Here is a 19,278-nt window from a genome sequence, read left to right on the forward strand (position 1 = left end):
ACGTCTCACGGAGCGTCCGGACCTTGGCTTTCTGCGGACAGCCCCAGCAGACCCTCCGTCGACAGGCACGAGATGAGGCACCGTTCCTTCCGGTCGGCGAGCAGCTGCGCCGTCCAGTCGGTGAAGCCACCGTCGCCGAGCTCGTCGCCAGCGGCCTTGATGAGGAGCGCACCGGCCGTGTAGTAGCCGCGCGCCCTCGTCCGACCCGGGTCCGCGACCAGGTCCACCGTGCCGGAGGTTCCGCCATCGGCCTCCACCGCCGGGAGCACCGTGTCGGCGACGCGTTCGTCGAGGACCGGGTGATCGAAAACCGAGTACTCGAGCACGGGCTGCCGGTCGGGCACGAACGTGGCCAGCACCTTCGCCCAGTACGTGAGGTGCGCCGCGAGCAGCGCCGCCTCGGTCCGACCGGAGCCTTGGTCGCGCGCCGAGGAGACCAGGGCGAAGAGGCGGAAGTGACTGCTGGCACCCGGACCGAAGTTCTGCGCGCGAAGCACCCGGTGGCAGGCCGCCAGGTGCACTGGCGCGTCCGGCTCGGCGCGGCGACGACGGGCCGCCTCGAGCGCGAGCACGTTGGTGTGGTCGCTCACGACCTCGCTGTTGCGCATCGTGGTGACGACCCGCTGCTGGTCGGCCGCTCCGAGGGCCGCGCACGTCCCGAGGGGCGTGACGGGCGAGAGCTCGACGCCGTCGAAGTCGCCGGGAAGCAGCTGCCACAGCCGTGCCTCGAGTGCGGAGAGGCGGCGAGGATCCGTCCCGGCGGGCCGGACGAACCGGTTCGAGTCCCACCGCTGCGTCAGCGCGGCGGGTGTGACGGTAGCGGCTCGCTCACGAGCGACGTCGAGGAGCAGGCTCTGCAGGTCGGTCGGCGCCAGCGTACGGCCGAGGACGTCACGGGATCCTTCGGGCAGCTGGGACCAGATCCGATGGGACGGTCCTTCGTTCGGCGGCACAGCGCATCACCCTAGGGGCGAGCGCCGATCCTGGTCTCGCTCATTTGCGCGTCGAAGCCGGTGCACGGCGCGTGGCCGGGGCCGCGCGCTCACGAGCACGGCCCCGGCCACGTCGAACCCTCGTCCAGGGTCGGACGAGATCAGTTCACGGTGAGCGAGGTGTCGTCGACGAGGAAGCTCGTCCGCAAGCTGGAGTCCTCGACTCCCGTGAACTCGACCTCCACCGTGCTTCCGGCGAACTCACTGACGTCGAACTCCTGCTGGACGTAGGAGCCGGACGCGTCGAGGTTGGAGAAGGACCCGACCTCGGTCCCGTCGACGGACACGCTGAGCGTGTCGTACGCCGTGCCCGGTGATTCCTCGGTCTCGACGAGCAGCCAGAACGAGAGGGTCGCGCTACCGGCGGGAATCTCGACCGACTGGGTGAGCGTGTCGGTGTTCGTGGTGCCGTAGCCACCCAGCCACGCCTTCGCAGAACCGGACCGGGCCGGCGGGTTGTCGGAGGTGTCGATGACGCCGTCCGTCGCCGTCCAGCCGTTGTTGCCGTTCTCGAAGCCGGGGTTGGCCAGCAGGTTGTTGCCGGGCTCCGGCTCCGGGTCCGGGTCCGGCGCTGACCCGTCGAACAGCGAGTTCAGCAGCAGGTTCGGCGAGCCGCTCCCCGGGTTGGAGATCACGTCGGCCGTGGCGGTGTCGGTCATCCCGGCGGACACCTCTTCCGGCGTCGCGCCGGGGTTGGCCTCCAGGTAGAGCGCCGCCGCGCCGGCGACATGGGGCGACGCCATCGAGGTCCCGCTGATCGTGTCCGTCGCCGAGTCAGAGCCGATCCAGGCGGAGGTGATGTCCTGCCCGGGTGCGAACAGGTCCACGCAGGAGCCGATGTTCGAGAAGTCCGCGCGGGCGTCGGTGTCGTTGGTGGCACCGACGGTCACGGCCCCCGGCACGCGTGCGGGCGAGCTGCCGCACGCGTCGGCACCGGACTCGTTACCCGCCGCGGCGGCGTAGACGACGCCGTCGGCGATCGAGGCCTCGACGGCCGCGTCGAGCGCGGCGTCCGAGGGCCCACCGAGACTCATGTTGGCCACGGCCGGTTCGCCGTCGGCGTGGTTCTCGGTCACCCACTCGATCCCGTCGACCACACCCGCCGTGGTGCCACTGCCCTGGCAGTCCAGCACCCGCACGGGAACGATCGTGACCTCTTTGGCCACGCCGTACGTGGTCCCGCCGACCGTGCCTGCCACGTGCGTGCCGTGGCCGTTGCAGTCGTCCGTGCCGTTGCCGTCCCCCACGGCGTCGAAGCCCTCGGCGGTCCGGCCGCTGAACTCCTGGTGGCTGCTGAGCACCCCGGTGTCGATGATGTAGGCGTTCACGCCGCTGCCGGTCTGGTTGTAGTGGTAGTTCCCGTCCAGCGGCAGCGCCGGCTGGTCGATCCGGTCCAGGCCCCAGGTCGGGTCGGCCTGGTCGTCCTGCCTGGTGAACGTCTGGTTCGCCTGGACGTAGGCGACGTTCGGGTCCTCGCGGAGGGAGTCGAGTGCGTCCGCCGACAGGTCGACGGCGAACCCGTTGAGCACCGTGTCGTACTCGTGGGTCACCGTCGCGCCCAGGTTGCGGACCAGATCCAGCGCGCTGCTGACCACGCCCTGGGTGGAGGCAGCGGTGTCCTGCTCCTCCATCACCACGATGTAGCTGCCGTCTACGGCAGCGGCGCTCTGCGTCCCGATGAGCGGCGCGAGCTCGTCCCCGGTCGCGGCGGCCGGACTGGTGATCCCCGCGAGACCGACCGCGCCGAACAGGCCGATCGCGGCGATGGTCGGCGGTGCTGACCGCCGTGTGAATCTGGGCAAGATTCCTCCCCCTGTCGGGGCCGCCGACGTCGGCGGCCGAATTTCGGACGGGCGCCTGGGGCGCTTCCGCGTGAGGCTAGTCACCGTGTCAAGCCCCCGCCGCCCCGGACCCGGCTCGCCTCACCGTTGGGAAGCCAGCCAACGGTCGATGTCGATCCCGTGCTCCCGGGCGGCCTGCCGGACCTCCGGGCTGTTCAGATCCGGCGCCTGGAAGTCCCGCCGCTCGATGGTGCGGTCCAGGTGCGCGTACTGCCGCTGCTGCGCGGCAAGGTCGTCGGCCACGTCCCCTGCGGTCGCGAGCACGCCGTGGTCCACCGTGGTCTCGCCGCCCGTCAGCGCGGGCCCCACCACCGGCGTGTACCCGTCGCGGTGTCCCGCCGCGTTGGGGTGGTAGCTCTCCTCCACCGGGCTGGACAGCCCGTTGACCCAGGCGGGCTCGTCACACACGGCATGACCGAGGAAGGCCGACGTCGGGTCGGCGAACGAGAACCCGTGCGCCGCCGCGATCTCCTCGATGGTCGCGTTGAGCTGGTCGGCCGTCTGGTTCAACCGGTCCTGCTCCTCCGGCGAGAACCACGTCATGGCGTCGCAGTCCTCGCCCATGAAGATGCGGGGGTAGCCCACGGCCACCACGGTCGCTGCGGGGGCCCGGCCGGCGATCTCGGCGTACAGCCCGTCGAGGCTCGTGGGCAGCGTCTCGGCGACGACGGCCTGTGCGGTGTCGATCGCGGCGTCGCAGTCGCTGGCCCACGCCGGCAGCGCGCACTCCGTGAGGACATCGGCGAACCCGGCGTCGTTCCCGCCCACGGACACGGTCACGTACGACGTGCTGGAGGACAGCGCACCGAGCTGCAGGTCGAGCACGTCCGCGACCACCGCGCCCGAGCAGGCACGGAAGTCCAGCTCGTAGCTCGCACCGGCCGCGACCAGGCTGGGGTAGGCGTACGTCGAGCGCCGGCAGTCCGTACCGTCGTCGAGGTACGAGCCCGTGCCCAGGCCCGAGCTGTAGGAGTCGCCGAGGGCGACGTACGCCTCGCCGGCGGCCTGCGCGCTCCCGCCGGGAACCGGCGCGAGCAGGGTGAGGATGGACAGCACGACGGCGGACGCGGCCGCCCGTCGGATACGTCGAGCCACGAGAAACCTCCTGAGACGCCCCCTGCCGCTTCTCTGCGGCGAAACCACCACACTCAAGCACGAGGACGTGACGAGGGCCAGACCCCGGCGTGACGGCCCGGTGAACGGCCCGCCTACACGGTGAGCCGCCATGAAGACCGAGCCGTAGCCGTCTCAGACCAGCCAGCGGCCGTCCCGCATGAGCGTGCGGCCAGGTAGCTCGTTCACTTCGCGCCACGCCTGGACGCGGCGAGGCACGATCCGGAACCAACGGTAGGTGGATCCGCCGTCCCGCGGGTCGAAGCCGGCGCGCCGGGCGAAGCGCTCCGCCTGCTCCTCCGGCAGCCCGTCGATCTCGAGGATCTCGACGTCGCCGTCGATCATCGTCACATCGCGCGTGTTCCCGAGCGCCACCCGGGCCGCGCGGGTCGTGGCGAGGTTCCGGCCGGTCGGGCTCTGCGCCGGCGTGGAGACGAGGATGGCGTCGCCGTCCCAGTCGAAGGAGAGCGGGACCAGGAACGGCGTGCCGTCGCCGGACGCCGTGGCGACCCAGAGGTCGACGTCGTGGTTCAGGCGGTGCTCGGTGTCGCGTCGCCGTTCCTCGCGGCTGCGCGCCGGCTCACTGGCCGACATAGTCCGCCAGGTGCTCCCCGGTGAGGGTCGAGGGCGAGGCGACGAGGTCCGCGGGCGTGCCTTCGAACACCACACGTCCGCCGTCGTGGCCGGCGCCGGGTCCCAGGTCGATGATCCAGTCCGCGTGCGCCATGACCGCCTGGTGGTGCTCGATGACGATCACCGACTTGCCCGCGTCGACCAGCCGGTCCAGCAGGCGGAGCAGGTTCTCCACGTCGGCCAGGTGCAGGCCGGTGGTCGGCTCGTCGAGGATGTAGACGCCGCCCTTCTCCCCCATGTGCACCGCGAGCTTGAGCCGCTGGCGTTCGCCGCCGGAGAGGGTGGTGAGGGGCTGTCCGATCGTGAGGTAGCCGAGCCCGACGTCGGCCATCCGCTCGAGGATGGCGTGCGCGGCGGGGGTGCGCGCCTCGCCGTCGCGGAACAGCTCCTCGGCCTCCGCCACCGACATGGCGAGCACCTCGCTGATGTCCTTCCCGCCGAGGGTGTACTCGAGCACGGACGCCTCGAACCGCCTGCCCTGACAGTCCTCGCAGGTCGTGGCGACGGTGTCCATGAACCCGAGCTCGGTGTAGATGACGCCGTTGCCGTTGCAGGTGGGGCACGCCCCCTCGGAGTTCGCGCTGAACAGGGCGGGCTTCACCCCGTTCGCCTTCGCGAACGCCTTCCGGATGGGCTCCAGCAGGCCAGTGTAGGTGGCCGGGTTGGAGCGCCGGGACCCCTTGATCGCAGTCTGGTCGATGACGACCACCCCGTCGCGACCCGCCAGGCTCCCGTGGATCAGCGAGCTCTTGCCCGAGCCCGCCACGCCCGTGACCACGGTCAGCACACCGAGCGGCACGTCGACGTCGACGTCCTCGAGGTTGTGGGTGTCCGCGCCCCGGATCTCCAGCGCGCCCGACGCGGCCCGAACCGCCGTCTTGAGCTCCGCGCGGTACTCGAGGTGCCGTCCGGTCAGCGTGTCGCTCGCCCGCAGCTCCTCCACGGTGCCCTCGAAGCACACCGTGCCGCCGTCGGTTCCGGCGCCAGGGCCGAGGTCGACGACGTGGTCGGCGATGGCGATCGCCTCGGGCTTGTGCTCGACGACGAGCACGGTGTTGCCCTTGTCCCGCAGCTCCAGCAACAGGTCGTTCATGCGCTGGATGTCGTGCGGGTGCAGGCCGATCGTGGGCTCGTCGAAGACATACGTGACGTCGGTCAGGGCGGAGCCGAGGTGGCGGATCAGCTTGGTGCGTTGCGCCTCTCCCCCGGACAACGTGCCCGAGGGGCGGTCCAGCGACAGGTAGCCGAGGCCGATCTGGACGAACTTGTCGAGCTGGTGCTGCAGGTTCGCCAGCAGCGGCGCGGCGGAGGGCTCGTCGATGTCGCGGATCCAGGCCGCGAGGTCGCTGATCTGCATGGCGCAGGCGTCGGCGATGTTGACGCCTTTGATCTTCGACGCCCGCGCTCCCTCCGCCAGCCGGGTCCCGCCGCAGTCCGGGCAGCTCACGAAGGTGACGGCGCGGTCCACGAACGCCCGGAGGTGCGGCTGCAGCGCGTCCTTGTCCTTGGACAGCATGGACTTCTTGATGTGGGAGATCAGGCCCTCGTACGTGAGGTTCGCGCCGCCGATCTTGCGCTTGACCGGTGGTCGGAAGAGGAAGTCCTCGCGCTCTTTCTCGGTGAAGTCGCCGACCCGCTTGTCACCGTCGACGAAGCCGGACTCGGTGAAGAACCTCACCGACCAGCCACCGGGCTTGTACCCCGGGACCAGGATCGCGCCCTCGTTGATCGACCTGCTCTCGTCCACCACCTCGCTCAGGTCCAGGTCGGAGACGCTCCCCCGGCCCTCGCAGGTCGGACACATCCCTCCGTGGTACACGGCCTCCTTGACCACCTGCTTCTCGCCGGTGGCGGACGTCATCACGCCGCTCGCCTTCCGGGCCGGGACGTTGAAGGAGTACGCGATCGCCGGACCGGCACTGGGCTCGCCCAGCCGGCTGAACAGGATCCGCAGGAGGGCGTTGGTGTCCGTCACGGTGCCGAGCGTGGAGCGCGGGTTGGCACCCAGGCGTTCCTGGTCGACGACGATCGCGGTCGTCAGCCCCTCCAGCCGGTCGACCTCCGGCCGGTCGAGGGACGGCATGAAGCCCTGGACAAACGCGCTGTACGTCTCATTGATCATCCGCTGCGACTCGGCGGCGATCGTGGCGAACACGAGCGAGGACTTCCCGGACCCGGAGACCCCGGTGAACACGGTCAGGCGCCGCTTGGGGATCTCGACGTCCACGCCCTTGAGGTTGTTCTCGCGCGCCCCCTGCACGCGGATGAGGTCGTGGCTGTCGGCGGTGTGCTGCGTCCTCGTGTCACTGCGGGCACCCGTGGCCGTGGTCATCCGGTCTCCATGTGTCGGTCGTGCCGGTTCCAAGCTGTCCGGGGCCCATTGTGGCGGCTCCGGAGCCGCGGCGTCTGCGGCATCAACCGACCTGCTGCATCCGGACGGTGTTGCCGGCCGGGTCACGGAAGGCACAGTCGCGCATGCCCCAGTCCTGGTCCGTGGGTTCCTGCATGACCTCGACCCCGGCCGCCTGGATCTTCTCGAAGGCGGCGTCGACGTCGGGGGTGGCGAGCATGATGCTGGCGAACGTGCCCTTGGCCATCATCTCGGCGATGACCTTTCCCTCGTCCTCGGTGATGCCGGGGTCGGCGGTCGGCGGGTAGAGGACGATGTTGGTGTCTGGCCGGCCGGCCGGGCCCACGGTGATCCATCGCATGTCGCCGTACCCGACGTCCTGGCGGACCTCGAAGCCGAGGGCGTCCCGGTAGAAGCCCAGGGAGGCCTCGGGGTCGGTGTGCGGAAGGAAGCTGGCGTGAATGGTGATGTCCATGCCGGAAACGCTAGCCACGCCCGGAACCGGCGGCTTCTCGATTCCTGACCGGTCTGGTGACGCGCTTCGCGACGCATGGCGGAATCCCTGCCGTCACCCGGTCCGGGTCCCGCCGGTAGACGCTCGGCGGCACGCCCACCAGCTCGCTGAACCGGGTGCTGAAGGTGCCCAGCGAGGAGAAGCCGACCGTGAAGCACACCTCGGTGACGCTCAGGTCGCCGCGTCGCAGCAGCGTCATCGCGCGCTCGATCCGGCGTGTCATGAGGTAGCTGTACGGTGACTCGCCGTAGGCGCTCTTGAACTCGCGGCTCAGGTGGCCGGCGGACATGTGGGCGCCGCGGGCCAGCGCCGGGACGTCGAGCGGCCTGGCGTACTCCCGGTCGATCCGGTCGCGCACCTGCCGCAGCCGCGACAGATCCCGCAGCCGTTGCGTCCGTGCGGAGCTGCTCGTCACGGAGGTGATCGTGCCACGCCGTACGACGGCACGCAGCACCCGTCCCGACGGTCTGCGGTGCGTACCGTCCCGCGGACACGCGCATTCGCCTGGCCGCCGTGAACTCGTACCCTGACGGTCATGCCGAGCCGCCGGACCACGCGCGAACCGGGCCGTCTGATGCGCTGGCTCGCGCACGACGGTCGGCGGTACTACGCCACCGTGACCGTCCCGGGCGCACCGTACGTCGTCATCGCGGTCTGGATGGGGATGTCGGGGACGCTCGACACCAGAGCGCTGCTCCTGACTGCGATGGGGTTCTGGATCGTCTGGAGTCTGCTGCACGTGGCGGTGACCTACGCGGTCTTCGGTCGCCGGGCGCCCGAGCAGCACTCGGACCTGGTGCGCTCGTCCGTCCGCAGACGTCGCGCCCTGTGGGAGCGGGTCCTCGGGCTGGACGAGGGGGCCGCGTCCTTCGGCACGCAGATGAGCGTGCTGATGCTCGGGCTCATGGTCGTCGTCCTCGTCACGCCGGACCTGCGCACCGACCTGGCGGTGGTTGCCCTGGCGGCCGGAACGGTCGCCGCGTGCTGGTTCATGACGATCGTGTCCTACGCCGTCGAGTACGCGCGGGCCGACCACCGGCAGCGCGGCCTGGAGTTTCCCGGCACGGAGCCGCCGCGGTTCGGCGACTACCTCTACTTCGCCATCACCGTCCAGGCGTCCTTCGCCACCTCGGACGTCACGGTGGTGAGCACGCCGATGCGGCGGATCACCGCGACGCACACGATCATCGCGTTCGGCTTCAACTCGGTCATCCTGGCGCTGCTGATCACTCTGCTGACCGTGACGGTGCAGTAGGCGGCAGGGGGCTCACGGCTCCCCGGGGCCGTCGGTGAAGTCGATGCGCATGACCATCCGCCGCGGACTCGGGCGGCCGACCTCGTGCAAGCCTGCCTCGGCGAACGTCGCCACTGTCCCGACGTGCAGCTCTTCGCTGATCACCTGCTTCGTCACGATCGGGTACGCCTCGAGGGCGCGGGCTCCCCGTTCGCGCGCGAAATCGACCGCGGCCCGCGCCAGCGCCTTCGCGACCCCGCGCTTGCGGTGTCCGGCGCGGGTGAAGAGGCAGGTGAGCGCCCACACGGTCGTGTCGGTCCTGTCCTCCTGGCGCCCCTCCCACGGCACGCGATAGGTCCGCAGCAGCCCGGCGTAGTTCGCACGCGGCTCCACCGCGCACCACCCGGCCGGCGTGCCGTCCAGGTAGGCGACCAGTCCGGAGGTCGGTCCCCCGCCGGGTTGTCCGGCACCCGTCTGTTCCCGCAGCCGTGCTGCGCGGTCCTCGACCGGGACCTTGGCGAAGCTCTCGCGGGGCGCGAGCTTGTACCGCTGGCACTGGCACACCGCGGCCGGGCCGCGGGTGCCGAAGATCGTGCGGAGGTCCTCCCAGGCCGCCTCGTCGGCGGGGACGACGCGGATCCCTCCGCTCCCGGCGGTCATCGTGCGCTGCCGTCTGTTCCCAGGTTCTGCCGGACGTCGAGCTCGTGGTGGACAAGCTCGTGCACCACGTTGGCCGCGAGCCACTCGAGCGTGCGTTCGGCACGGGCCGGGTAGTTGTACACGAGACGACGACGCCACTCCCCCGGCGTCATCCGTCCCAGCGTCCCGGCCAGCCATCCGGCGGTCTGCCGCACCTGCCGAGCCGTCTCGACGGGATCCAGGCCGTCGTACTCACCCCAGGCGACCCGCTCGTCGCGACCCATCGGCGCGGCCTCGGGCACGTCCTCCCGCCGCGCGAGCAGCACGCGGTCCCGTTGCACGAGGAGCATGTCGCGTACGTGCCCGCCGTACTCGACCGACGTCCACCGGCCGGACGCCAGCCCCTCCTCGGGCTTGCCGGCCGCGTCCTCCAGCACCCCGGCGAACGCGTCCGCACGTGCGAGGATCTCCGCGACGGCGTTGGACGCCGTCACGCTGTCGTAGTCAAAGCCGCACTCGCCGCATCGCGTCACGGCGCCGATCATCCCGCAGGACGGCTCCGTGCGGAACCGGATTCCGCTCAGACGGGCGGCCCGACCCCGTGCGGCTGGACGCCGGGCCGGCCGTTCTCCACCGTGTAGGTGGCGCGCGTGGAGATCGGCGCGCCGGTACTGCTGACGTGCGGCACGACGCGGAAGTCCGTGGTCCACGCCTCGGGGGTGACGGTGCAACGCACGTACCCGCGGCGGCTGTTGGCGAACCTGATGTGCGGGTTCGCCTCGAGCGCGGTGCGGGAGTAGTCGTCCTGGTCCTCGCCGTCGCCCTCGGAGCTCACGGAGGAGCAGATGAACTCGCTCGCCATGGTGGGCGCGTCCGGGTCGCGGTAGTCGGCCTTGACGTCGCTCGCGTGGTGCCGGTGCCGGTCGCCGGTGAGCACGACCAGGTTCTCCACGCCCCGGTCGCGTGCGCCCTCGAGCACGCGGCGGCGGTTGGCGTCGTAGCCGTCCCAGGGATCCTTGAAGACCGCGACCTCCTCGCCGGGTTCCATGTCCGTCTCCGCCATGGGCGCCTGATTCGCCAGGACCTGCCACCGGGCGACGGAGCGACCCATACCGGTCAGCAGCCATGCCTCCTGCGCCTGCCCGAGCATCGAGCGGTTCGGGTCGAGGCTGCCCTCGTCCGGCGCCTCGGGCCCGGTGCCGATCTGGTCGTCGCGGTACTGGCGGGTGTCGAGCACGTTCAGGTCCAGGAGCTTGCCGTAGGGCAACCGGCGGTAGATCTGCATGTCGGGCCCTTCGGGTACCGCCGCGGCACGCAGCGGCATGTGCTCGTAGTAGGCCTGGAAGGCCGACGCGCGGCGCTCGAGGAATCCGTCCGCGTCGTCTGGGTCGACCGGGTTCTCCGCGGCCCAGTCGTTCTCGACCTCGTGGTCGTCCAGCGTCACGATCCACGGGGCGGCCGCGTGCGCCGCCATGAGGTCGGCGTCGGACTTGTAGAGCCCGTACTGGAGCCGGTACCGGGCGAGCGTGACGGCCTCGTCGCGGAACTGGTCGGGGACGGCCTGCTGGCGGGCACCGCCGTCGGCCGGGATGCCGTACTCGTAGATGTAGTCCCCGAGGTGCAGCACGACGTCGACGTCTTCCTCGGCGAGGTGGCGGTACGGCGTGAAGTAGCCGTCGCTCCAGTTGGCGCAGCTCGCGAACGCGAGGGACACCGCGGCAGGGTTGTCGTGGTAAGCCGGTGCCGTCTTCGTCCGGCCGGTCTCGCTGACCTCGCCCCCGGCATAGAAGCGGTAGAAGTACTCCCTGGCGGGGCTCAGCCCCCACACCTCCGGGTGCACCGAGTGGCCGAGCTCGGGGACGGCGGTCACCCTGCCCTGCTGCACGACGCGGCGGAACCGTTCGTCCTCGGCCACCTCCCAGCGCACCGGGACGGCGCGGTCCGGCATGCCGCCACGTCCGTCGGCGGCGTACGGGTCGGGCGCCAGCCGGGTCCACAGGACGACGGAGTTGGGCATCGGGTCGCCCGACGCCACCCCGAGGGTGAACGGGTAACCGCCGAGGGACCGCGGCCGTGCGGAGGCTGATTCTCCGCCGATCGCGCCGGTCCCGACCAGGACCGCGGCGACGCTGACACTGCCCGCCCCCGTGAGGAAGCCGCGTCGGGACAAGGGCCGGCGGGCCTGCAACGGCATCGAACGCTCCTGGTACGGCGGCGGTTGGTCGACACCGGAGTCAATCGATGACGGACGAACGGACGGCTAACGACACATCGCCGTCCGGAAAAGGTGGGGCGAACATCCTGGGCAGGGCCGGTACCCGCCGGTACGGTCTCGTCCGTGCGCTGGGTGACTCGGGTCCGAATCTGATGCGCGAACTCCGCTGGGACGGCTCGGTCAACATCCGCGACCTCGGTGGCCTCCCGACGTCGGCGTCTCCCACCGGTACGACGCTCGAGAGGCGTGTCGCGCGCGGTCCGCGACGCGAGCTTCTCACCCTCACGGGCTGGCGAGCGGCCCGTGCCTGGGGTCGGCGGACCATCGTCGATCTCAGAACAGCGGAAGAGGTCGGTCCACCGCGTGGCGATCCCACGGCCGCGGGCTCCGACGGGATCACCGTCGTGCACACCCCGACGGAGGACCACACGAATCCGGCGTTCCGAGAGGCCTGCTTCCCGATCCTCGACTCCCCCGAGTACTGGGAGCACAACTGGGAGATCCTCCCCGATCTCGTCCGCGCGGCCCTCGAGGCCGTCGCGGACGCCCGGCCCGGCGTCCTGGTCCACTGCCGCGCCGGACGCGACCGCACCGGCATGATGGCCGCGCTGTTGCTCGCGAACGCGGGCGTGCCGCCAGAGATCGTCGCGGAGGACTACGCCGCATCGGTTCGCGCGATGGCCGGCGTCACGCACCACGGCCCGACCCACGACCGGCAGTCGGCCTGGGACGCGCAGCAGGTGGCCGCGTGGCTCGACCACACCGTGCCGCTGGTGGTGGACGCGGCGGCGAACGTGGACCGGGCGCTCGACGTCGTCGGTTTGTCGGAGCCGTACCGGGATCGGCTCCGTTCGCTGCTCACCCGGCCAGGGTGAGGCGACCGGGCGTCAGCGCCAGCCGAGCTCCGGCGCCACGTGCCGCACCACGCTGTCGAGCACGTGGGCGTTGTACTCGACCCCCAGCTGGTTGGGCACCGTCAGCAGGAGCGTGTCCGCGGCCGCGATCGCCTCGTCCTCCGCCAGGTCCTTCACGAGCTGGTCCGGTTCCCCGGCGTAGGTCTTGCCGAAGATCGCCTTGCCCGACTCCAGCAGGCCGACCTGGTCGCGGCTGTCGGTCTCCGAACCGAAGTACATCCGGTCCTCGTCGCTGACGATCGGGAAGATGCTCCGGGAGACCGACACCCGGGGTTCACGCTCGTGGCCGGCCTCGGCCCACGCCTCCCGGAACCGGTGGATCTGCTCGGCCTGCAGCTGGTGGAACGGCACGCCGGTGTCCTCACTCAGGAGCGTGGAGCTCATGAGGTTCATGCCCTGGCGGGCCGTCCACTCCGCCGTCGCACGGGTGCCCGAGCCCCACCAGATCCGGTCCTTAAGGCCCGGGGAGTGCGGCTCGATCCGCAGCAGACCGGGCGGGTTGGGGAACATCGGGCGCGGGTTCGGCTGGGCGAAGCCGGTCCCCTCGAGCACCTTCCTCATCACCTCGGTGTGGGCGCGGGCCATGTCCGCGTCGGACGTGCCCTCCTCCGGGACGTACCCGAAGTACGCGTAGCCCTCGATGACCTGCTCGGGCGAGCCGCGGCTGATCCCGAGCTGCAGCCGTCCTCCGGCGATCAGGTCCGCGGCACCGGCATCCTCGGCGAAGTACAGGGGATTCTCATACCTCATGTCGATCACGCCGGTACCGATCTCGATGCGGCTGGTGCGGGCACCGACGGCGGCGAGCAGCGGGAACGGTGAGGCCAGCTGGCGCGCGAAGTGGTGTACCCGGAAGTACGCGCCGTCCGCGCCGACCTCCTCGGCGGCGACGGCGAGCTCGATCGACTGCAGCAGCGCGTCGGAGGCGGTCTGCACCCGGGAGGCGGGCGACGGCGTCCAGTGCCCGAAGGAGAGGAACCCGATCTTCTTCACGTGATGGTCAACCGTCCGTCACACGGTTCATTCCCGGTCGCGGCACGCAGGTCCGGCACCTGCAAGGATGAGGCTGTGCCGTCAGTCCTCGCTGTCCACCTCAGCCCGTCCCACACGTTCAGCAAGACGCCGGTAGCCGAGATCGACCTCGTCGAGGGCATCGGGGTCCGGGGCGACGCTCACGCCGGAGCGACGGTCAAGCACCGCTCCCGAGTGGCGGCGGACCCGTCGCAGCCGAACCTCCGGCAGGTGCACCTCATCCACCACGAGCTGTTCGAGGAGCTCACCCTCGCGGGGTACGACGTCGCGCCCGGGCAGCTCGGCGAGAACGTGACGACCGCCGGCATCGACCTGCTGGGGCTCCCGGTCGGGACCCGGCTGCGGCTCGGAGAGGACGCCGTCGTGGCCGTCACGGGACTGCGGAACCCGTGCCAGCAGATCAACGACTTCCGCTCCGGTCTGCTGAAGCAGGTGCTCCGCAAGGGGCCCGACGGCGAGGTGGTGCGGCTTACGGGCGTCATGGGCACCGTCGCGCGCGGCGGCACGGTCCGTCCTGGTGACGCGATCGTCGTCGACCTGCCGCCCGAGCCGCACCATCCGCTCACGCGCGTCTGACGACCCGGGCCGCCGGCGCCGCGCGGCCCCGGCCGCCCAGTGCCATCCGCTCAGTGCCCGCCCGCCAGTGCCCCATCCGCTCAGGCCGTCGGGGCAGACTGCCGCCGCAACGCCTCGCTCATCCGCCGGCGCAGCAGCTCCCGCTCGTGCCGCGTGGGCGCGAGGTCGGCGGCACCCTCCAGCTCCGCAGCGGCCTCCTCGTGCCGGCCCAGGCCGGTCAGGATCTCCGCGCGGACGGCACCGACCAGATGGTAGCGGGCGAGCCGCTTGTCGTCGCGCACCGCGTCCAGCACCTCCAGCGCCGGTCCCGGCCCGTCGACGTGCAGCACCGCAACCGCCCGGTTCAGCTCCACCACGGGTGAGGGCGTGAGCTGTGCGAGCGCGTCGTACAGGGCGGCGATGCGTTCCCAGTCGGTCTCCTGGAACGTCACCGCCCGGGCATGGCAGGCCGCGATCGCCGCCTGGATCGTGTACGGCCCGAGCGGTTTGCGCAAGGCGGCCGCCCGGTCCAGCAGGCCGAGCCCGTGGGCGATCAGCGTCCGGTCCCACCGACGGCGGTCCTGCTCCTCCAACGTCACCGGAGCTCCCGCCGCGTCGGCCCGTGCCGCGAACCGGGACGCCTGGAGCTCCATCAGTGCGGCGAGCCCGAGGACCTCCGGCTCACGCGGGAGCAGACCGACCAGCACGCGGCCGAGCCGCATCGCCTCCCCCGCAAGATCCGCGCGCACGTGCACCTCACCGCTGGACGGCGAGTACCCCTCGTTGAACACCAGGTAGATCACCTCGAGCACGGCACCGAGCCGTTCGGGCAGCTCCTCCCGCGACGGCTTCTCGAACGGGACCTGCGCCTCCGCCAGCGTGCGCTTCGCCCGAGAGATGCGCTGCCCCACCGTCGCCGGCGGCACCAGGAAGGCCCGCGCGACCTCCTCCGTCCGCAGACCGCCGAGGAGCCGCAGCGTCAGGGCCACCCGGGACTCCCGCGGCAGCACTGGGTGGCACGCCGTGAAGAGCAGCGCGAGCAGGTCGTCGTCGACCGCCTCCAGCGCCCCCTCGGCCGGGACGTGGACGCGGTCGAGGACCGGTGCGAGCTGCGCGTACTTGCGCCGCAGGTTCTCCTCGCGCCGGATCCGGTCGACCGCCTTGTGCCGGGCGGTGGACATCAGCCAGCCGCCCGGCCTCGGCGGGATCCCCTCGGTGGGCCAGGACTCCAGCGCAGCGACGAACGCCTCGGACGCGAGCTCCTCGGCCAGCCCGACGTCGCGGACGAGCCGCGTCAGGGCCGCGATCAGGCGGGGGCACTCGATCCGCCAGACCGCCTCGATGCTGCGCCGGGCGTCCACGGCTCAGGAGGCCCCGTGCTGGGTCCTGATCTGCTCGGTCATCCTGGCCTCACGCTCGGCGACCTCCGGGGTGAGGGCCTCACCGAAGTCCTCCAACTCCGCGATGGGGCGGATCTCGAGCGTCTGGGCGGAGCCGTACTTCGGGTCGGTCGGGCACCGGCGTGCCCACTCGACCGCCTCCTCGAGGCTGCTCACCTCCCAGAGCCAGTAGCCGGCCACGACCTCCTTCGACTCGGTGAACGGCCCGTCCACCACGGAGGTCTCGCCGGCCTGAAACACGACTCGCGCGCCCTTGGCGCTCGGCAGCAGGCCTTCGCCGCCCACCATGATCCCGGCCTTGACGAGCTCCTCGTTGTACGCCGTCATCTGCTCGAACATCTCAGGGGTAGGGGCGATCTTGTCCTCGTCGGCACCCGCACCCTCGATCATCACGATGACCCGCATGGCACTGTCCTCTCCTCGTGGCCGCCCTCGGACGGCGGCCGTCATCTCCTCGTCGAACGACGGCCACGGATTTCGACATCCGGTCCCGCTACCCTCGGACCGATCATCCACCACGGCAGAGGAGCCGACATGCCGGATGTGCTCATCGATGACCAGGGTCGGCCGGAGCCGCCGGTCGCTGCCGGCGAGACGGCGACCCTGCTGGGCTTCCTGGACTACCAGCGCGCCACGCTCGAGTGGAAGACCCGCGGCCTCGACGCGGCCGGCCTGGACGCGCGGGTCGGCGCCTCGACGATGACGCTCGGCGGGCTGCTGAAGCATCTTGCGTGGGTCGAGGACTTCTGGTTCTCGGTGCGGCTGCACGGGAATCCGCCGCACGAGACGTGGCAGGGGGTCGACTGGCAGGCGGATCCGGACTGGGACTGGACCTCCGCCACGAACGACTCCCCGGAGGGGCTCCGATCCTTGTGGACTCGGGCCGTCGAGCGGTCGCGCGCTCTCGCCGAGGGCGCCCTCGAGGACGGAGGTCTGGACCGCCTCGCCGCGAAGCCGTGGCCGGACGGCACGGCGCCGAGCCTGCGCTGGATCGTCGTGCACATGGTCGAGGAGTACGCCAGGCACAACGGTCACGCCGACCTGCTACGTGAGTCGGTCGACGGTGAGACCGGGGAGTGACGCTCCGAACCCGGTCACAGCTCCAGCGTGACGACCACCGGCCGATGGTCCGAGCCGGGCTCGTCCTGCCGTTCGGTCGGGGTGTCCGTGATGGACGGGGTCTCCCCCGGCCCGGCCGTGGTGACCTCCTCGACCACGTCGAGCACTGCGTGGCTGACCAGCACGTGGTCGATGAGCTCGCGACGGCCGCGGTAGACGCGGGAGTAGCGGTGCTCCGTCGGGATGAGCGGGGCGAGGTTCCACAGGCGCATGCCGTCGCCGGCGTCCGGACGGTCGTGCCCGCCCGTCCCGATCTCCGAACCCGGGGGTCCCAGCAAGATCTGGGTCGTCGCGGCCTGCACCTCGTCGTTGAGGTCTCCCGCCACGACGACGGCACGCTCCTGGCCCTCGCCCTCCAGCAGCGCGGTGACGTAGGCGCGCACGCCGGCCGCCTCCGCCGCCCGCCGGTGCAGGGCGTAGTTGGCGTACCGGGCCCGCTCGTCCTCGTCCCGGGGGTTGAACCGTCCGCCGGGAAAGGTCAGCAGCTTCGACTTCAGATGGGCCGTGACGATGTCGACCGTCTCGCCACCGAGCCGGACCCGGACGTGCAGCCCGGCTCGCCCGAGCGACCCGACCCGCGTTCCGCTGTCGTCGACCTGGATGGGCCGCAGACCGTCGGGGAAGTCGGTGATCTGCTCGATGGCACCGGCCGCCGGACGGAACATGGCGCCGACCCGGATGCCGCGGCCGTCGGGCTCGGCCAGCTCTGTGTACCAGCGCCCGCCCACCCGTTCGGCGAGGTCGTCCAGCGCCTCGGGGGTCCCGACCTCCTGCACCATGAGGACGTCCGGGTCCATGGACTCGATCGTCGCGGCGAGGGTGTCGAGCTTCGCGTCGTACTCGGTCTCGCCGCTCGGTCCGCCGTCCTCGCCCGGCCGGAACAGGTTCTCCAGGTTCCACGTACCGATGGTCGCCATCGCTGCCCTCCGCCGTCGTGCCGCCCACGCTCGCACCTTGTAGCGACCGCACGGCGTCCCGCGCGTGGCGTGACGGTGAACTACAGCAGGGCCAGCACCGGCTCGTAGGCCGCGAGCGACGCGCCCGGGTCGATCACGAGATCGGTCACCATCCGGAACAGCAGCGCCCGGAGCAGGTACTGGCGGGCGTCGGGCTGCGGGTCCAGCGTGGTCAGCAGCTCGTGCGGTGCGCCCTCGAAGCACACGGCGTCGAGCGCGACGATCGCGGTGCCGTACCGCACGGGCCGCCAGTACAGGCTGAGGTCGATGAGAGCGGGCGGCTCGGAGGGCGCGAAGAGGACGTTCCCGGTGAGGTCCCCGTGCATGACGGTCGACGGCGCGGTGAGCCCCCGACGACGGGCCAGCGCGACGGCGACCTCGGGCACGTCCCGCACGTGCGGAAGGTCGACCTCGCCCCAGGCGAACCGGTCCGCCACCGCCCACAGGTCGGTCCGGTCGTCGAGGAAGGCGGGTCTCGGCAGCCCTGCGGTGAGCCGCGCGAACGTGGCGCCGGCCGCCGCGATCTCCGCCCACCGGCCCGGTTCGTGGCTGCCCGCCAGGTGCGGGAAGGCGCACCACCCGTCCACCTGGAGCGCGCCGTCGCGTGCGCGCAGGGGCAGGCTGACCCGGACCGATCCGTCGTTCATCCGCGCCCGCAGGACGGTGTCGAGCCAGGTCAGGGCACCCTCGGGCATGTCCACGGGCTTGAGCACCAGGTCCCCGGCGCGCCACGAGGTGCCCTGGCCGCCGGCGAGCGGCACGACGTACGGACCGGCTCCGTAGGCGGCGAGGACCTCGGGCGTCGGACGCACGGCCGCGAGCCTAGCCGAGCCCGCCGGTCCTGGCTCCGGCCGGCCCGCCGCTACCCTGCTGCCGTGCACATCACCCTGGACGACCTGACCTCGACGGACGTGCGGGACCTGGTGGCGGACCATCTGTCCGACATGCACGCCACGTCGCCGCCGGAGAGCATCCATGCGCTCGGGCCCGACCAGCTGAACGGCGACGGCGTCACGTTCTGGACGATCTGGGACGACGGCCGCCTTGCCGGGTGCGGTGCGCTCAAGCATCTCGGCGAGCACGAGGGCGAGATCAAGACCATGCGCACCGTCCCCGCGATGCGGGGTCGCGGGGTCGCCGCGGACATGCTCGGGCACCTGCTCGCCGAGGCCCGGTCCCGCGGCTACCGACGGGTCAGCCTGGAGACGGGTTCGCAGGAGTTCTTCGCCCCGGCACGCCGCCTCTACGCCCGGCACGGGTTCGTCGAGTGCCCGCCGTTCGGTGACTACACCGCGGACCCGAACAGCGTGTTCATGACGCTCGAGCTGCGATGACCGGGCCCGGCTGCGCCTTTCCTGAGTCGACCTCAGCCCGAGCCCCAGCACAGGCAGAACGGATGGCCGGCCGGGTCTGCGTAGACCTGGAACCCGGACGGTGCGTCCAGGTCCTCCGCCGCCTGCAGGAACGACGCACCGAGCCCCATCACCTCGTCGTGCGCGGCGCGCACGTCCTTCACGAACAGGTCGAGGTGGATCTGTTGCGGCGTGCCGTCGGGCCACTCCGGCCGGACGTGGTCCGGTGCCAGCTGCACCGCGAGCCTGGCCTCGCCGTCGACGCGCACGGTGTGCCAGTCGTCGTCGGCCTCCACGGTGCCGCCCAGCACATCTGCCCAGAATCGCGACACCGCGTCCAGGTCAGCGGCGTCGAGCACGACAATCTGCTGCGTGATCTCCATGCCGGACATCGTGGCACCGGCCACCGACACCGGCAC

At 71.4% G+C, this 19,278-nt stretch carries 21 protein-coding genes; 5 read left to right on the plus strand and 16 right to left on the minus strand.

What is annotated here, in order from left to right:
• Positions 1-5 precede the first annotated feature (5 nt).
• The 7 genes from ACFQQL_RS16300 to ACFQQL_RS16330 form a co-directional block, all read right to left on the minus strand.
• The gene (locus ACFQQL_RS16300) at positions 6-953 is read right to left on the minus strand and encodes a hypothetical protein (RefSeq protein ID WP_382396216.1); all 948 of its coding nucleotides are present in this window, start codon (positions 951-953) and stop codon (positions 6-8) included.
• Positions 954-1,093: 140 nt separating this feature from the next.
• Positions 1,094-2,794 carry a S8 family peptidase gene (locus ACFQQL_RS16305; RefSeq protein ID WP_382396217.1) on the minus strand — a complete coding sequence of 567 codons (1,701 nt, stop codon included), beginning with the start codon at positions 2,792-2,794 and terminating at the stop codon, positions 1,094-1,096.
• A 120-nt stretch (positions 2,795-2,914) separates the two neighbouring features.
• Positions 2,915-3,928, minus strand: a complete 1,014-nt coding sequence (locus ACFQQL_RS16310) for an SGNH/GDSL hydrolase family protein (RefSeq protein ID WP_382396218.1) — start codon at positions 3,926-3,928, stop codon at positions 2,915-2,917.
• 153 nt (positions 3,929-4,081) lie between these two features.
• Positions 4,082-4,540 (minus strand): pyridoxamine 5'-phosphate oxidase family protein, encoded by a 459-nt coding sequence (locus ACFQQL_RS16315; RefSeq protein ID WP_382396219.1) that lies wholly within the window; start codon positions 4,538-4,540, stop codon positions 4,082-4,084.
• Positions 4,527-6,911, minus strand: a complete 2,385-nt coding sequence (locus tag ACFQQL_RS16320) for an ATP-binding cassette domain-containing protein (RefSeq protein WP_382396220.1) — start codon at positions 6,909-6,911, stop codon at positions 4,527-4,529. Before ACFQQL_RS16320 ends, ACFQQL_RS16315 begins: the two co-directional genes overlap by 14 nt.
• An 82-nt stretch (positions 6,912-6,993) precedes the next feature.
• Positions 6,994-7,404: a VOC family protein gene (locus ACFQQL_RS16325; protein ID WP_382396221.1), complete on the minus strand. Its 411-nt coding sequence runs from the start codon at positions 7,402-7,404 to the stop codon at positions 6,994-6,996.
• A gap of 10 nt (positions 7,405-7,414) precedes the next feature.
• Positions 7,415-7,858 carry a helix-turn-helix transcriptional regulator gene (locus tag ACFQQL_RS16330; protein WP_382396222.1) on the minus strand — a complete coding sequence of 148 codons (444 nt, stop codon included), beginning with the start codon at positions 7,856-7,858 and terminating at the stop codon, positions 7,415-7,417.
• A gap of 120 nt (positions 7,859-7,978) precedes the next feature.
• Here ACFQQL_RS16330 and ACFQQL_RS16335 point away from each other — a divergent pair, with 120 nt between their 5' ends.
• On the plus strand, positions 7,979-8,698 hold the full coding sequence (locus ACFQQL_RS16335; RefSeq protein WP_382396223.1) for a DUF1345 domain-containing protein: 720 nt from the start codon (positions 7,979-7,981) through the stop codon (positions 8,696-8,698).
• A 12-nt stretch (positions 8,699-8,710) separates the two neighbouring features.
• On the opposite strand, the gene ACFQQL_RS16340 is transcribed toward ACFQQL_RS16335, so the two are convergent.
• The 3 genes from ACFQQL_RS16340 to ACFQQL_RS16350 all read right to left on the minus strand — a co-directional run bounded on the left by ACFQQL_RS16340 (position 8,711) and on the right by ACFQQL_RS16350 (position 11,510).
• Positions 8,711-9,337, minus strand: coding sequence for a GNAT family N-acetyltransferase (locus ACFQQL_RS16340; protein WP_382396224.1), 627 nt, complete (start codon positions 9,335-9,337; stop codon positions 8,711-8,713).
• Positions 9,334-9,810, minus strand: coding sequence for a DinB family protein (locus ACFQQL_RS16345; protein ID WP_382396225.1), 477 nt, complete (start codon positions 9,808-9,810; stop codon positions 9,334-9,336). The genes ACFQQL_RS16340 and ACFQQL_RS16345 overlap by 4 nt, the downstream gene beginning before the upstream one ends.
• Before the next feature lie 86 nt (positions 9,811-9,896).
• On the minus strand, positions 9,897-11,510 hold the full coding sequence (locus ACFQQL_RS16350; RefSeq protein ID WP_382396226.1) for an alkaline phosphatase D family protein: 1,614 nt from the start codon (positions 11,508-11,510) through the stop codon (positions 9,897-9,899).
• A 173-nt stretch (positions 11,511-11,683) separates the two neighbouring features.
• Here ACFQQL_RS16350 and ACFQQL_RS16355 point away from each other — a divergent pair, with 173 nt between their 5' ends.
• The gene (locus ACFQQL_RS16355; protein ID WP_382396227.1) at positions 11,684-12,406 is read left to right on the plus strand and encodes a tyrosine-protein phosphatase; all 723 of its coding nucleotides are present in this window, start codon (positions 11,684-11,686) and stop codon (positions 12,404-12,406) included.
• 12 nt (positions 12,407-12,418) lie between these two features.
• Here ACFQQL_RS16355 and ACFQQL_RS16360 read toward each other — a convergent pair whose 3' ends face one another.
• The gene (locus tag ACFQQL_RS16360) at positions 12,419-13,438 is read right to left on the minus strand and encodes an LLM class flavin-dependent oxidoreductase (RefSeq protein WP_382396228.1); all 1,020 of its coding nucleotides are present in this window, start codon (positions 13,436-13,438) and stop codon (positions 12,419-12,421) included.
• A 75-nt stretch (positions 13,439-13,513) separates the two neighbouring features.
• Between ACFQQL_RS16360 and ACFQQL_RS16365 the strand changes: the two genes are divergently transcribed.
• Positions 13,514-14,053 (plus strand): MOSC domain-containing protein, encoded by a 540-nt coding sequence (locus ACFQQL_RS16365; RefSeq protein ID WP_382396229.1) that lies wholly within the window; start codon positions 13,514-13,516, stop codon positions 14,051-14,053.
• An 80-nt stretch (positions 14,054-14,133) separates the two neighbouring features.
• Here the strand turns inward: ACFQQL_RS16365 and ACFQQL_RS16370 are convergent, their stop codons facing one another.
• Together ACFQQL_RS16370 and ACFQQL_RS16375 are read right to left on the minus strand one after the other, a co-directional pair.
• The gene (locus tag ACFQQL_RS16370) at positions 14,134-15,393 is read right to left on the minus strand and encodes an RNA polymerase sigma factor (protein WP_382396230.1); all 1,260 of its coding nucleotides are present in this window, start codon (positions 15,391-15,393) and stop codon (positions 14,134-14,136) included.
• A gap of 3 nt (positions 15,394-15,396) precedes the next feature.
• On the minus strand, positions 15,397-15,837 hold the full coding sequence (locus ACFQQL_RS16375; RefSeq protein ID WP_382396231.1) for a YciI family protein: 441 nt from the start codon (positions 15,835-15,837) through the stop codon (positions 15,397-15,399).
• A 129-nt stretch (positions 15,838-15,966) separates the two neighbouring features.
• On the opposite strand from ACFQQL_RS16375, the gene ACFQQL_RS16380 reads away from it, so the two are divergent.
• Positions 15,967-16,512, plus strand: coding sequence for a DinB family protein (locus ACFQQL_RS16380; protein WP_382396232.1), 546 nt, complete (start codon positions 15,967-15,969; stop codon positions 16,510-16,512).
• A gap of 14 nt (positions 16,513-16,526) precedes the next feature.
• On the opposite strand, the gene ACFQQL_RS16385 is transcribed toward ACFQQL_RS16380, so the two are convergent.
• Both ACFQQL_RS16385 and ACFQQL_RS16390 read right to left on the minus strand, forming a co-directional pair.
• Positions 16,527-17,468: an endonuclease/exonuclease/phosphatase family protein gene (locus ACFQQL_RS16385; RefSeq protein ID WP_382396233.1), complete on the minus strand. Its 942-nt coding sequence runs from the start codon at positions 17,466-17,468 to the stop codon at positions 16,527-16,529.
• 80 nt (positions 17,469-17,548) lie between these two features.
• A complete protein-coding gene (locus tag ACFQQL_RS16390; RefSeq protein WP_382396234.1) occupies positions 17,549-18,319 on the minus strand; it encodes a TIGR02569 family protein in 771 nt (256 codons plus the stop codon).
• Between the two features lie 63 nt (positions 18,320-18,382).
• On the opposite strand from ACFQQL_RS16390, the gene ACFQQL_RS16395 reads away from it, so the two are divergent.
• A complete protein-coding gene (locus tag ACFQQL_RS16395) occupies positions 18,383-18,841 on the plus strand; it encodes a GNAT family N-acetyltransferase (protein WP_382396235.1) in 459 nt (152 codons plus the stop codon).
• A gap of 32 nt (positions 18,842-18,873) precedes the next feature.
• Here the strand turns inward: ACFQQL_RS16395 and ACFQQL_RS16400 are convergent, their stop codons facing one another.
• Positions 18,874-19,242 (minus strand): VOC family protein, encoded by a 369-nt coding sequence (locus tag ACFQQL_RS16400; RefSeq protein WP_382396236.1) that lies wholly within the window; start codon positions 19,240-19,242, stop codon positions 18,874-18,876.
• Between the last annotated feature and the right edge of the window lie 36 nt (positions 19,243-19,278).

It is taken from the genome of Georgenia alba (assembly GCF_042665525.1).
Taxonomy (GTDB): Bacteria; Actinomycetota; Actinomycetes; order Actinomycetales; family Actinomycetaceae; genus Allobogoriella; species Allobogoriella alba.

Bases quoted from the DNA above. Each gene is read 5' to 3' on its own strand.
- ACFQQL_RS16315 (WP_382396219.1), bottom strand. From the start codon at position 4,540: ATGTCGGCCAGTGAGCCGGCGCGCAGCCGCGAGGAACGGCGACGCGAC.
- ACFQQL_RS16320 (WP_382396220.1), bottom strand. From the start codon at position 6,911: ATGACCACGGCCACGGGTGCCCGCAGTGACACGAGGACGCAGCACACC.
- ACFQQL_RS16325 (WP_382396221.1), bottom strand. From the start codon at position 7,404: ATGGACATCACCATTCACGCCAGCTTCCTTCCGCACACCGACCCCGAG.
- ACFQQL_RS16335 (WP_382396223.1), top strand. From the start codon at position 7,979: ATGCCGAGCCGCCGGACCACGCGCGAACCGGGCCGTCTGATGCGCTGG.
- ACFQQL_RS16340 (WP_382396224.1), bottom strand. From the start codon at position 9,337: ATGACCGCCGGGAGCGGAGGGATCCGCGTCGTCCCCGCCGACGAGGCG.
- ACFQQL_RS16350 (WP_382396226.1), bottom strand. From the start codon at position 11,510: ATGCCGTTGCAGGCCCGCCGGCCCTTGTCCCGACGCGGCTTCCTCACG.
- ACFQQL_RS16355 (WP_382396227.1), top strand. From the start codon at position 11,684: ATGCGCGAACTCCGCTGGGACGGCTCGGTCAACATCCGCGACCTCGGT.
- ACFQQL_RS16375 (WP_382396231.1), bottom strand. From the start codon at position 15,837: ATGCGGGTCATCGTGATGATCGAGGGTGCGGGTGCCGACGAGGACAAG.
- ACFQQL_RS16380 (WP_382396232.1), top strand. From the start codon at position 15,967: ATGCCGGATGTGCTCATCGATGACCAGGGTCGGCCGGAGCCGCCGGTC.
- ACFQQL_RS16385 (WP_382396233.1), bottom strand. From the start codon at position 17,468: ATGGCGACCATCGGTACGTGGAACCTGGAGAACCTGTTCCGGCCGGGC.
- ACFQQL_RS16400 (WP_382396236.1), bottom strand. From the start codon at position 19,242: ATGGAGATCACGCAGCAGATTGTCGTGCTCGACGCCGCTGACCTGGAC.